Genomic DNA, 12,662 nt, shown 5'->3' on the forward strand with positions numbered 1-12,662 from the left:
GGCTGCAAGATAACAAAATTATATCCCCTTGTATTCTCCCCAAACGTTCCGGAGCGTATCGGCGATCTCGCCGAGGGTACAGTAATGTTCCACGGCTTCCACTACGAGCGGCATGAGGTTTTCGGTCGTTTTCGCCCGCTCCGAAATGGCCGCCAGCAAGGATTTCACCTTTTCGTTGTTGCGGCGGGCGCGGAGGGAGGCCAGCTTTTCGGACTGGAGCTTGCGGATGCTGTCGTCGATCCGGAATACCTCGGTATCTGAGGCTTCTTCCACGGTGAATTTGTTCACGCCGACGATGATCTTTTCGTTATTCTCGATTTCCTGCTGGTATTGATAGGCGCTTCTGGCGATCTCGTCCTGGATGAACCCCTGCTCGATGGCGCTCACGGAACCGCCCATGGCGTCGATCTTATGAACGAGTTCCCAGGCGCGTTCCTCCACTTCCTTCGTCAACGCCTCCACGTAATACGAACCGGCCAGCGGGTCTACCGTGTCGGCGATACCGCTTTCGTAACCGATGATCTGCTGTGTACGCAAAGCGATGCGGGCGGCGGATTCCGTGGGGAGGGAAATGGCTTCGTCGTAGCCGTTGGTGTGCAGCGACTGCGTGCCGCCGAGCGTGGCGGCGAGGGTTTGCACGGCCACGCGCACGATGTTGTTGTGCGGTTGCTGCGCGGTGAGGGTGGAGCCGCCGGTCTGGGTATGGAAGCGCAGCATTTGCGCTTTGGGATCGGTGGCGCCGAGGTTTTGGGTGATATGCGCCCACATGTTGCGCGCCGCGCGGAACTTGGCGACTTCTTCGAACAGATGGTTATGCGCGTTGAAGAAAAAGCTGAGGCGCTTGGCGAACACATTAATGTCGAGCCCCTTTTCCAGCGCGGCTTTCAGATAAGCCTTGCCGTTGGAAAGCGTGAAAGCCAGCTCCTGCACGGCGTTGGCGCCCGCTTCGCGGATATGGTAGCCGCTGATGGAAATGGTATTCCATTTCGGCACTTCCCGGCTGCAATAATCGAAAATATCGGTGATCAGCCGCATGGACGGCTGCGGCGGATAGATGAAAGTGCCGCGGGCGGCGTATTCCTTGAGGATATCGTTCTGAATGGTACCGGAAATCTTCGACAGGTCGGCCCCCTGTTTCTTCGCCAGGGCGATGTAGAACGCAAGAAGGATGAACGCCGTGGCGTTGATGGTCATGGACGTGGAGACTTTCTCCAGTTCGATGCCGGCGAAAAGCGTTTCCATATCTTCCAGCGAATCGATGGCAACGCCTACTTTTCCTACTTCCCCTTCCGCCATGGCGTGGTCGGAATCGTAGCCGATCTGCGTGGGCAGGTCGAACGCGACGCTGAGCCCCATTACGCCCTGGCTGAGCAGGAAATGATATCTTTTGTTGGATTCCTCGGCTGTGCTGAAACCCGCGTACTGGCGCATGGTCCAGAGTTTATCGCGGTACATGGTGGCGTGGATGCCCCGGGTGAAGGGGAAGCGGCCCGGCAGCTCGTCCATCGGTACCGGCGTGGCATATAACGGCCGGATTTCGATCCCCGAATCGGTCTTGATTGGCTTTTCCATATTCACAATGTTAGGTTAAAAACGATAAATTGCGGGAAATTTTGTTGACTGGCCATGATTCCTTATTTGTTGTTGTTTCTCACCATTGGAATGGCGTTGCTGAGCTTGCTGATGATGCGCCGCGGCGCACGGCTGCCCTTCCCCGACGCGCTTTACACCATCCTGTTTTCCCTTTCGCTGGCGGCATTCGTATACCTCTACGGCACCTGGGTGTACGGGAGCATTTACCTTAAATATATTTTCGGGGGATTATACGTGTGTGTCACCGGATGGTCCCTCTTCCGCCGTAACCCTGTCAAGCCCGCGCGTTCACCGTTTTTCCGGTTAACGATGTTCGTGGTGCTGACCCTCGCCGTGGTCCTGTATTTTACCGGTACCACCGGCACGCCGCGCACCGTGGAGCTTGATTTTCCCCTGCAGAAAGGCCGCTATTTCGTGTTGCAGGGCGGGAAGGGATTACCGTCGAACGTATTCCATTTCAGCCTGCGCGGGGCTATTTACGCAATGGACATCGTGCGGCTCAACAACTGGGGAAACCGCGCCAGCAAAGTGTTTTCCAAAAACCTGGAAGATTACGCCATCTTCGGCGATACGGTCTATGCGCCCTGCTCCGGCCGCGTCATCCGCGCCAATGGCGACGATCCCGACAACATCCCGCCCAACATGAAGCGCGGCCCTAAAAACACGAACATGGTGCTCATCGACGCAGGCGGGTATTACGTTTTCATGGGGCACCTCCGGCAGGGCAGCGTACTGGTAAAGGAAGGGGACGAAGTGAAAACGGGCGAACCGCTGGGCTGCGTCGGCAATTCCGGTTTCAGTACGGAACCGCACCTCCATATCCAGGTGCACCGGAAAGAGGCAGGAAAGCCCTGGTACGCGTCCGAACCGCTGTATATCCACTTTAACGGGCACGGTTATCTGCTCAACGAAATGATCCGGAAAAAACACACCTGAGATATAAAAAAAAACGGCCCCGCATCGCAGGGCCGTTTTTTTTATGGATCACATATCTTCCGTAACTATTTCATCAGTTTTCGCGCTTCCGAGTTGATGATCTCCGCAGCGATGTCTGAAGGCGATTCCGGCTGTTGCATGAACAGCTCGAGGATCTGCTTGTTCAGCTCGATGGAAGGCGCGTCCGGCGGCAGTTTCAGGGCCAGCTGGTTGATGATGGAAATGGTTTGTTCCTTCACGGTTTTAACCGCTTCCCAGGCCAGGGGCGCCACGTATATCTGCTGCGACACGTTATGATCGAATTCCGACTTGATGTTCGAAACCAGGCCGATCTGCATGTCGAGCACCGTAAAACCCGGCTGGTTCACACGGCCGATAAGGTTCTGCGGCGCAATGCGCTCCACGAAAAGGATCATGCGCTCGTACGCCTGCAACTGCAACGGCAGCACGATATCCGACGATTTCTCGCCCTTCGGCTCCGCTTTCTTGTCTTCCTTCCCCTCCTTATCCTGCTTTTCCCCCTTCTTCACGAGATCTTTAATGGTCCATACCAGGAGCACCACCGCACCGGCGATGATCAAAATAAATAACAATTCCTTACTTGTCGGCATAATCGGGTGACGTTTAGAATTACAAATATAATAGGAATTTGTTATTTGTAAAGGATTCTTCCGTTAACATTCCGGCAAACTGATGGGAATATTGACCGCCAGCCCGCCATCGGAGGTTTCCTTGTACTTGGAATTCATGTCCAGCGCCGTGTCCCACATGGTTTTCACCACCGCGTCCAGCGACACTTTCGCCAGTTCGGGGTTGCTTTGCAGGGCCAGCTGGCTGGCGGTAATGGCCTTGATGGCCCCCATGGTGTTCCGCTCGATGCAGGGCACCTGTACGAGCCCGCCGATGGGGTCGCAGGTAAGGCCGAGATGGTGCTCCATGGCGATTTCCGCCGCCATCAGTACCTGCCGCTGCGATCCGCCGAGGCATTCCGTGAGCGCGGCAGCCGCCATGGCCGACGATACCCCGATTTCCGCCTGGCATCCGCCCATGGCGGCAGAAATGGTCGCCCGTTTCTTGAAAATGCTCCCGATCTCCGACGCGCACAGCAGGAATTGCAGGATGCGCTCTTCGTGGAGACCGTCGCAAAAGGTGATATAATATTGCAGTACCGCGGGGATCACGCCTGCAGCGCCGTTGGTAGGTGCGGTCACCACCCGGCCGAAAGAAGCGTTTTCCTCGTTCACGGCCAGGGCAAAACAGCTCACCCAGTCGAGCGTATAGGAAAAATGCTGTCCGCCCGCGCGGATCGCCTCCACCCAGGAATGATAGTCGTTGTACGTTCGCCCCCCGAGCAGCCGCGTATTCAGCGCCGCCGCCCTGCGCCCCACTTTCAGGCCGCCGGGCAGTTCGCCGGTAGTGTGGCAGCCGCGGTAGATGCAGTCGCGCATCACTTCCCAGATCTTCATGACGCCGGCTTTCGTTTCCGCCTCGCTACGCCAGGCGTGCTCGTTTTCCATCACCAGTTCGGAAATGGAAAAACCGGTTTTGATGCACCATTGCAGCAATTGCCGCGCGGTATCGATGGGGAAAGGCAGGTCTACGCTGCTGCCGCTTCCCCCGCCGTTTTCCCCTTCCTTCACCACAAAACCGCCGCCGATCGAGTAATACGTGGCCGCCAGCTGCTCGCCGTTTTGCAGGGTGACGAGAAAGGTCAAAGCGTTGGGATGGTACGGGAGGGATTCTTCGTAGAGAAATGCGATGTCGGTAACGGGATCGAAGTCGATAAACCGGTCTCCATGAAGGTGCAACTGCCGGTTACGGCGGATGCCGTCGATCTTGGGATCGATCTGGTTTACGTCGAAAGTAACGGGATCGTCTCCGGAAAGCCCCAGCAGCACGGCGATGTCCGTACCGTGGCCATGCCCGGTTTTGGCAAGGGAGCCGTACAGGAGCACCGTCAATTTGCGGATGTCATCCAGTTTGCCCTGTGTCTTCATTTCGTCGAGGAAACGCATGGCGGCGCGCCAGGGGCCCAGCGTATGGGAGCTGGACGGGCCTACGCCGATCTTGAATATGTCAAATACGGAAATGCACTCGTGTGGCACAATATCAGGTTTAGCCTTCAAAGTTAAGGGTTTGAAGGCACAAAAAGGAACGCGCCGCCAAAGCTGGCAGCGCGTGTTCCCGTATGGCGTTTCCGTTTTTTTTGTTGTAAGCCTCAGTTCTTGTCCCACCAGACTTTTCCGTACTGGCTGTCGCCCGCGGCGGCAAATTGCCGGGTGATGGCAGCGCGGTAATTATCGCCGTTATTGAATGATTCGTCTGAAGGGTAGGCCTGTCGTGTGGGCACGTCTTTCCCGTCCACTTTAACAAGCGTGGGGAATCCCGTGCGCCGCCATTCGGCCCAGGCTTCGAAGCCGTGCATGAACAGGTGCACCCAGCGCTGGGTGGCGATCGACCGGAGGCCGTTTGCCGCATCGTAGGCTACACTCGGGTGTGCGATCACCGCCGCAGCGCCTGTAGTGCTGCCCGTCCATTGTAAAATCGACTGCGTGACCGCCTGGTCGTAGTATTCCTTCGCCTTGGCGTCGCTCCCCGCGATCCATCCGCGTTTGGCGCCTTCCGCGAGTGCGAACAGCACCTGCGCATAGGTGACGAGGTAAACGGGGGCGTCCTGCTCGCGCACGGCCGTTCCCAGGAGCGACCATTTGGAGAGCGTAGCGCCATCGAGGCTGCCGTAGGGCAATCCGACATAGACACCCGCGTCCGCATTGGCCGTGGCGTAAATACCTAACCGCGGGTCATTGGGCGCCTTGAGGGTGTTGACGAGCAGTTCGGAGGGCGACCACCACTGCCGGCGCTGCCGCGTCCACTGGTCGTACCAAAAGCTTTCGTTGTTGGCTTCGGGCAGGTTATGGAACACGAAATTGTCGTCGTTTTCTTCCATAACGCCGGCTGCCAGGGCTTTCCCGAATTCATCGCGGGCCTTTTGCGGATTTACCTCGGACATGCGCAATGCCATCAGCAGGCGGATCGAATTGGAAAGTTTTTTCCACCGGGCGATGTCGCCTTCATAGATGACGTCGTTCGTGATATCGCCCGCCACGAATTCTCCGGAAGCCTGTGTGAGCAGCGCCAGGAGCGCGGTATAGATAGATTCCTGGCTGTCGTATTCCGGCGTGTTGTCGGTTTCTCCCTTGAGCGCCTGGCTGTAGGGGACGTCGCCCCAGCGGTCGGTGATATGCCAGAAATAATACGCTTTCAATACTTTGGCCACGGCCAGCTGGTTGGCCATGGGCCCATCGTCGGGCAGCTGTTCCGGTTTGGTGAGCACGCGCTCCAGGTTCATGAGCGGATCGTGGTACAATGTATAGAAGCTGGCAGACGGCTCGGTGTAGAGCGAAAGGTTCACATATTGCGTTTCCATGAGGAATTGCGCGAGGAACTCGCCCTGCGGCACTTCCTGCGTCAGTGGTAGCGCCAGCTGGGCATTGGCGATGAGCTGCGTGTTGGAGGCTTTGGACGGCAGGTTGGGGTTTACGTTGATGTCCCCGAATTTGTTGCAGCCGGCCAGCGCGAGGGCGGATAAAAGCAGTATTTGGATGTTTCGCATGACGGTCGGCATTAAAAGTTCACAATAAGGTTCATACCATAAGAGCGCACGGTGTTGGCCTGCCCGCTTTCGCGCCAGCTGATAGACGTGGCGCCGGTCGAAAGCTCGGAAGGATCCAGGCCTTTGGGGGCTTTTTGATAAATCATGGCCGGGTTCCGTGCGATGAAGGCGAGGTTGATGCTCTGAACAGGCAACCGGCCGAGCATCATTTTGCTGAACGTATAGCCTATCCGCACTTCGCGCAATTTCACGTAGGTCGCGTCTTCCAGCCATTCTTCATACACATGCGTGCCCATCACGTTCCGCCAGTAGGCCCTGGCCTCCACATAAGCTTCCACGGGTTGTTTGGTGGTAGCGGAAATACCGCTCACTTTTACCCCGCCGCCTTCAGATACCGGGTCGCGCACGTTTTTGCCCCTGTCGTTGATTTCGGCGGTGGCCGGAGCGATCCCGGTTTTGTGGGCCAGCATCCAGGTGCGGCTGAAAAACTGCCCGCCCTTCTGCCAGTCGATCATTGCGCCCACGTCAAACTTCCCGATCTTGAACGTATTCTGCCATCCGCCCGTCATGTCGGGCAATACGGAACCGAAGTTGTGCGTGGCCGAGGTGTACAGAGGCATGTTGTTATCGCCGAGCAAAATCTTGCCCGTCGCGGAATCCCGCTGGTAAGCTTTCCCTATCAGGCTGCCGAAAGGCTCGCCCACATAGGAGTTCAGGTAGCTGTCCACCTGCGAGTACCGCGTATTGTCCAGCGGAAAAACGTTTTGTCCCGGCGCGAGCTCCACTACCATATTCCGGTTGCGGTTCAGGTTGAAGACGGTTTGCCAGGTGAAGTTTTTGGTTACGACCGGCGTTGCGCTCAGCGCTACTTCGAAGCCCTTGTTCCGGATGAGCCCCGCGTTGATGATCGTGGTCGCAAACCCGCCGGTGCTGGAAAGGGGCAGGTTGATGATCTGGTTGACGTTTTTCTGGAGGTACCATGTGAAATCCAGGCCGATCCTGTTGTTGAGGAATTTCAGGTCAACACCTGCTTCGTACGAATGCGCGAACGATGGCTCGATTTTCGGGTTGATGAGCCGGTCGCGGACGTAGAGGGTGTTCACCACCGATTTGTCGGGCAACGTGTAGATCGTTCCCACGCCGAAGTTGTTGCTGGTCTCGTACACGTTGAGATCGCTGCCGGCCTGCGCATAGCTGAGGCGCAGCTTTCCGTAGGAAAGCGGTTTCCATTTCAGGTCGTCGCTGAACACGTAGCTCGCGGAAACGGAAGGGTACCAGTAGGAATTGTTGTCCTGGATGAGGGTGGAAGAATTATCGTTGCGGAGCGTGGCTTCCAGGAAGTAACGGTTTTTATACCCGAAAGAAACGAGGCCGTACATGCTCCGGATCTTTTTCTCGCTGTAATAGTTCTCGATCACCGGCCTGTCTTTGGACGCTTCGAGGTTGAACCAGTCCGGGCTCGTTAACCCGCCCACCGTTTCGCCGTACATATAGCTGTATTGGCGCCGGTAGCTGTTCGCGCCCAAGTTGGCGTTCAGCGAAAAATCGTTCCAGTTCCTGGAATATTGCGCCAGGAATTCGTAGTTCATTTCCGTGTTCTGGTATTTGCCGATCGAGTAAAACGGATCGCCTATCCCCCCGAACCCGTGCCGCGTCTGGATGTTCTGCGTGAACATGTCGCCCCGCGCAAATCCGCTGAGCTTCAGGCCGGGAATGATCTCGTACGTCAGCCCCACGTCGCCGAAGAAGCGGTCGCGGCCGTCGTTGGCAGGACTTTCATACGCCAGGAAATACGGGTTGTTCCAGTTGGTGAGCGAGGGTTCGGGATTGGCGGCCGTTGGTACGGCGATGCTCCAACCCAGCATGCGGCCGTCGGGGTATTTGTAAGCTTTCAGCCGGCGCATGTCCATGTTCCGCTGGAACCACTGTACCATAAACCTCGCGCCGTCTTCCGATCCCTGTTTCGGGCGCTGCGCCTGGTTGGTGGCGTAGTTCAGGTTGGTGGTCACGGTGAGGTTGGGCAACAGGTCCAGCGAGCCGCTGAACCCGAGGTTGTTCCGCTTCAGCCAGGTATTCGGCTCGATGCCGCCGATGCTGGTATTGTTGTAGCTAAGGCGGAAGGCGGTATTCTGATTGCCGCCGGTCACGCTCACGCCATTGTTGAACGTATAGCCGGTTTCGTAGTAATCTTTTACATTGTCCGGATGGGCCACGAACGGCGTCAGTTTGCCGTAATCGGGGTCCATGGGGTAGTAGCTGAACACCTGGCGGGCGGGCGTTCCGTCCATCTTCGTTCCCCAGCTTTCATCCCAGTCCATTTGCACGACTTTTTCACCGGCCGCGTTCGTTTTCCAGGTCTGCGAATTGCCGGCGCCGTAGATGTTTTGCATGGGCATGAAGTTGCCGGCCTTTTCCATGGAGAAGGCGGAATTGAGCGTCACGTTCACTTTCTTGGGCCCTTTGCTGCCTTTGCGGGTGGTGATCATGATCACGCCATATTGGCCACGGATGCCGTACAACGCCGATGCCGCGGGGCCTTTGAGCACTTCCACGCTTTCCACGTCTTCGGGATTGATGTCTTGCGCCAGGTTCCCGTAATCGGCTCCGTCAAAATCCGCGAAGTTGGCGTTGGAGATCGGTGTACCGTCGATCACGATGAGCGGCTGGTCGGCGCCCGATAGCGAGTTGACGCCGCGGATCTTTATTTTCTGCGTGCCGCCCATGCTGGCGCCGGAGGCCCCGGTCACCTGCACCCCCGCGATCTTGCCCGCGAGCGATCCCAGCACGTTCTGTTCTTTAGTGAAAGTGAGGTTCTCGCCCTTCACGCCCTGGCGCGCGTAGCCGAGCGACCGCTCGTCGCGCTTGATGCCCAGGGCGGTCACCACTACTTCAGACAGTTGGCTGTCGTTGGCTTCCATGGTAAAATCGGCGACGGTGAACCCGTCCGTTACGGTAACGGTGACGGTTTGCGCTTTATGCCCGATGGCGCTGGCGTTGAGCGTGTAAGTCCCGGATTTGAGCCCGCCGATGCTGTACCTGCCTTCGTCGTCGGCCACGGTGCCCTGCGAGGTGCCTGCGATCTGCACGGTGGCAAAGGGCAGGGGCCGCCCGTCTGGAGTGCGCACGATACCGCGGATGCCGCCGTCGAATTCGGGAGCTTCCGCAGGAATGGCTTCGATGGCGTTGCCCGGGGGGATTTTCTTGATAACGATGTGGTCGTCCAGCTGTTCATACCGCAAACCCTTGGGCAGCAACAGTGCGTCGAGCAACTTGCCGACGGGAATGCCGTCCGCGCGGTACGTGACGTTGCCATAGCCTTCGAGGTCGCGGGTTTTGTAGGTGAAGGAGCAGTCGGCCAAAGACCCGATCTCGCGCAGCGCCTGGCGGAGCGAAACGTTGTTCAGGTCTACGGAAACGATGACTTTCCGGATATCCTGCCCCGCGCCGTCGGCCGCAACGAGGATTCCGTTGAAAGTCAATAAGATGGCCAGGATGGATATTCTCATAATCAACCAGTTGAGACGAGACGGCCCGGGTTTTGGGGGCTGTCTTTTTTCCAAGCAGGGGTCGATGAAAATGCAGTTTTCTACATACAAATTCATAGCTTTGAATTGTTTAATAATTACCGAATAGGGATTATTGAAAAGCAGGAGGAGCCGCAGCCGGGTCGCAATCGGAGCGGCTCTCCGCATTTTCTGGCGCTAGCCTGACAATCGCTTGTAGCTTTTTGTCATCGTTTCAGATTTTGGTTAATGAATTAAATAGGTCCCATCTGCCAGCGTGAGCCGGCTATCCGTCAATTTGCACAGTATTTTCAAGGCCGCTTCCGCGCCAACGTCGCGCCGGAACTCGGTAGATACCGGTTCTTCCCCCAAAGCCGGCCGTGCCAGCCGGATGCGCACGTCGTAGGTGCGTTCGAGGTCGCTGATGATGTCGGCCAGCTTTTCTCCGTCGTACAGCATGTTGCCGTCTTTCCAGGGAGCGGCGTCTTTCGTGGCGATGCTTCTTGGCGCATCGTCATGGATGAATTCCGGCCGTACTTTCACGAGTTGTCCGCCGGTGAGCGTGGCCGATTTTTCTTTCCCGTACTGCACTTTTACCTTCCCGCTGCTCACGGCCACGATCACGTCTGCCTGGCCGGGATATGCGCGGATGTTGAAAGCCGTTCCGAGCACGGTGGTGGAAATATTACCGGTGTGGATGATGAACGGCAGTTCGCCATTATGCGCCACATCGAAATAGGCTTCACCTGAAAGATAGACGGTGCGGGCCTTTCGCCCGAAGTCTTCCGCGTATCGCAGTGTGCTGGCGGTATTGAGCCAAACCTGGGTGCCGTCGGGGAGGGACAGCTGCCGGGTTTCCTTGCGGGCCGTCTGTTGCCCGGTCATGGCCGCTGGGCCCGAGTTGCCGGAGCGCGGGTACAGCAGCCAGGCGGCGGTGGTCACAGTTGCCACGAGCGCCGCTGCCACGGCCATTTTCACGAGCCGCAGCTGCCGGCCGGCGGGGTGCACGAGGCGCCCGCGGCGGTTGACGTACGTTTCGGCGTGCGGCAGTTCTTCGTCGCTGTTCCAGGCTTGCCGGATCAGTTGGCGAACGGCCTCGTCGTGGTCTGCCTGTTGCAGCAGGGCGAAGAATTCTTCATATTCCTGCCGGGTACAGGCGTTGTCGCGATAGCGTTTAAAAAGGTAATGTATCCGTTCTTCCATACGTAGAATGGGGTGTGTATCAAAGGAAGACGGAGCAGCGGGGAAATGTTCCTATCGGAAATAAAAAAAAGTCAGGAGAACAGAAAGCGGCCCGGTGGTTTTGACGAGAAAGGCGCGGATGGCCTGGAGGGCGGAGGAAAGCTGGTTTTTGACGGTGTGGCGGGAGATTTTCAGTTCATCGGCGATCTCGAGGTAACTCATGCCTTCTTCGCGGTTGAGGCGGTAGATCAGCCGTCGTTGGGGTGGAAGCTGATCGATGGCTTTGGAAACGAGGGCATGGTATTCCCGGGCTTCGGTGATGGTGGCGGGGGAAGGGGGCTCCTGTGCCAGGGCGCTCCAGATCCGCTCCCGTAAACGTTCGTCGGCCGCGGCTTTGCGGAGGAAGTCCATCAGCCTGTTTTCCATCACGCGGTAGAGCCAGGCGTCCATGTTGCGGATGTCGGGCATTTGTTCGCGGTGTTCCCAGAGTTTGAGGAAAGTTTCCTGCACGAGGTCTTGCGCAAATTCGGCGGATTTCGTCATGCGCAGGGCGAGCGCGAAGAGGCGGGCCTCCTGGTCACGGAAAACCTCCAGGAACCTGTGCTCCTGCATTACGGAAGGGGCGATATGAACGGGCGATCGTTGCATGCCGACGGGGAATAGTACCGGAAAAAAAGCGTTAGATAGTGGTCCTTCTAAATGTACTACAATTTCTGCGGAATGAAAAATGCCCGCTCCGGTCGTAACCGGGCGGGCATGATATGTTTAAGGGGAATTCTTACCGGATCAATAGTAATAGTTGTTCAGCGTTACTTCGAACTTCAGCACGCTGTTCGGCGGAATGGTCCCGCGGTCGGCATTGCGGTATCCCAGCACGGAGGGAATGAAATACAGCACTTTCCCTTTTTTGGTCGTTTTCTGCAAGCCCACTTTGAAACCGGGAATGAGGCCGGTGGTGCCGAGGCGCACGTCGTCGAAGGTGGTGGTGTTGGCGGAATCGAACCGGGTGCCGTTCAGCAGCCAGCCTTTGTAGGAGATGTTGAAACGGTCGGTCAGCTTGATGGTATCCCCGCCTTCGCCATTCTGCAGCACTTTCCAGTATACCCCGGTCGTATCGCGCTGAAAGCCGGTCAGGTTGTTTTTGGCGATATAATCCTTGATGGTCTGTTCATCGATGGCGGCCTGTTTATCATAGTCGTAAGGCGGTTGGTCGTCTTTATCTTTCTTGCAGGCTACGGCCAGGGTGATGCCGGCCAGGGCGATCAGGCCAAGGTAAATTTTCTTCATACTGTTGAATGGTTATTTTCTGATATCGATTAAGGTGACGTCGCAGATGAGGATGGAATTCGGCGGGATCCTGCCGGGGATGCCGATGTTGGCGAATGCCAGCCGGGCCGGGATATACATGAGGATGCGGCCGCCTTTCGAGATAAGGGGAAGACCGATGCGCCAGCCGGGAATATGATCTTTCAATTTGCGATTGTCGAACGAAGTAGGGAGGGGGGCGGCTTCCACGATCTGCTCGGTCGGGAACAGCCGGCGGGTGAATGTCACCACCGGAATTTCTTCCAGGTCGATGGTATCCGAACGGTCTCCCGGGTCGATGATCTTGTAAATGATCCCGCTCGGGTGGAGCACGGTGCCGGAATCTTTTTTATGCTGGATGAGCCAGGTACGTACGGTTTCCATGTCCCTGGAAACGTCGTCCGCGAATCTGGACTGGCTTTCGAGCGATTCTTTGGCGCAGCCCGCCATCGCTCCAGCCAGCGCCACGAGGCACAGGGCGGTCAGCACATTTCGGAATCGTAATCCTTTAATCAACAGCATCGGTTACG

The 12,662-nt window shown here is 57.1% G+C and carries 10 protein-coding genes; 1 reads left to right on the forward strand and 9 read right to left on the reverse strand.

The genetic code is table 11. The annotated features are described in order from the left end of the window. Nucleotides 1-18: 18 nt before the first annotated feature. Complete coding sequence (locus tag ACQKLP_RS21415) at nt 19-1,572, reverse strand: acyl-CoA mutase large subunit family protein (protein ID WP_427324998.1); 1,554 nt, start codon at nt 1,570-1,572, stop codon at nt 19-21. 54 nt (nt 1,573-1,626) lie between these two features. Between ACQKLP_RS21415 and ACQKLP_RS21420 the strand changes: the two genes are divergently transcribed. Then, nucleotides 1,627-2,529: a peptidoglycan DD-metalloendopeptidase family protein gene (locus ACQKLP_RS21420; RefSeq protein ID WP_427324999.1), complete on the forward strand. Its 903-nt coding sequence runs from the start codon at nt 1,627-1,629 to the stop codon at nt 2,527-2,529. Nucleotides 2,530-2,594: 65 nt separating this feature from the next. On the opposite strand, the gene ACQKLP_RS21425 is transcribed toward ACQKLP_RS21420, so the two are convergent. The 8 genes from ACQKLP_RS21425 to ACQKLP_RS21460 form a co-directional block, all read right to left on the reverse strand. Beyond that, the gene (locus tag ACQKLP_RS21425; protein ID WP_427325000.1) at nt 2,595-3,140 is read right to left on the reverse strand and encodes a hypothetical protein; all 546 of its coding nucleotides are present in this window, start codon (nt 3,138-3,140) and stop codon (nt 2,595-2,597) included. Between the two features lie 63 nt (nt 3,141-3,203). Next, on the reverse strand, nt 3,204-4,634 hold the full coding sequence (locus ACQKLP_RS21430) for an L-serine ammonia-lyase (protein ID WP_427325001.1): 1,431 nt from the start codon (nt 4,632-4,634) through the stop codon (nt 3,204-3,206). Nucleotides 4,635-4,747: 113 nt separating this feature from the next. Next, complete coding sequence (locus ACQKLP_RS21435) at nt 4,748-6,142, reverse strand: SusD/RagB family nutrient-binding outer membrane lipoprotein (RefSeq protein ID WP_427325003.1); 1,395 nt, start codon at nt 6,140-6,142, stop codon at nt 4,748-4,750. 11 nt (nt 6,143-6,153) lie between these two features. Further along, nucleotides 6,154-9,648: a SusC/RagA family TonB-linked outer membrane protein gene (locus tag ACQKLP_RS21440; protein ID WP_427325005.1), complete on the reverse strand. Its 3,495-nt coding sequence runs from the start codon at nt 9,646-9,648 to the stop codon at nt 6,154-6,156. A gap of 243 nt (nt 9,649-9,891) precedes the next feature. Next, nucleotides 9,892-10,848, reverse strand: a complete 957-nt coding sequence (locus ACQKLP_RS21445; RefSeq protein ID WP_427325006.1) for a FecR family protein — start codon at nt 10,846-10,848, stop codon at nt 9,892-9,894. Between the two features lie 51 nt (nt 10,849-10,899). After that, complete coding sequence (locus tag ACQKLP_RS21450; protein ID WP_427325007.1) at nt 10,900-11,475, reverse strand: RNA polymerase sigma factor; 576 nt, start codon at nt 11,473-11,475, stop codon at nt 10,900-10,902. Nucleotides 11,476-11,613: 138 nt separating this feature from the next. Further along, on the reverse strand, nt 11,614-12,114 hold the full coding sequence (locus tag ACQKLP_RS21455; RefSeq protein WP_341840590.1) for an FKBP-type peptidyl-prolyl cis-trans isomerase: 501 nt from the start codon (nt 12,112-12,114) through the stop codon (nt 11,614-11,616). 12 nt (nt 12,115-12,126) lie between these two features. Further along, a complete protein-coding gene (locus ACQKLP_RS21460; RefSeq protein ID WP_427325009.1) occupies nt 12,127-12,654 on the reverse strand; it encodes an FKBP-type peptidyl-prolyl cis-trans isomerase in 528 nt (175 codons plus the stop codon). Between the last annotated feature and the right edge of the window lie 8 nt (nt 12,655-12,662).

Source organism: Chitinophaga sp. NPDC101104 (assembly GCF_050277495.1).
In the GTDB taxonomy this organism is placed as follows: Bacteria; Bacteroidota; Bacteroidia; order Chitinophagales; family Chitinophagaceae; genus Chitinophaga.

Coding starts and splice junctions, on each gene's coding strand:
- ACQKLP_RS21415 (WP_427324998.1), bottom strand. CDS start 1,572: ATGGAAAAGCCAATCAAGACCGATTCGGGGATCGAAATCCGGCCGTTA.
- ACQKLP_RS21420 (WP_427324999.1), top strand. CDS start 1,627: ATGATTCCTTATTTGTTGTTGTTTCTCACCATTGGAATGGCGTTGCTG.
- ACQKLP_RS21425 (WP_427325000.1), bottom strand. CDS start 3,140: ATGCCGACAAGTAAGGAATTGTTATTTATTTTGATCATCGCCGGTGCG.
- ACQKLP_RS21435 (WP_427325003.1), bottom strand. CDS start 6,142: ATGCGAAACATCCAAATACTGCTTTTATCCGCCCTCGCGCTGGCCGGC.
- ACQKLP_RS21440 (WP_427325005.1), bottom strand. CDS start 9,648: ATGAGAATATCCATCCTGGCCATCTTATTGACTTTCAACGGAATCCTC.
- ACQKLP_RS21445 (WP_427325006.1), bottom strand. CDS start 10,848: ATGGAAGAACGGATACATTACCTTTTTAAACGCTATCGCGACAACGCC.
- ACQKLP_RS21450 (WP_427325007.1), bottom strand. CDS start 11,475: ATGCAACGATCGCCCGTTCATATCGCCCCTTCCGTAATGCAGGAGCAC.
- ACQKLP_RS21455 (WP_341840590.1), bottom strand. CDS start 12,114: ATGAAGAAAATTTACCTTGGCCTGATCGCCCTGGCCGGCATCACCCTG.
- ACQKLP_RS21460 (WP_427325009.1), bottom strand. CDS start 12,654: ATGCTGTTGATTAAAGGATTACGATTCCGAAATGTGCTGACCGCCCTG.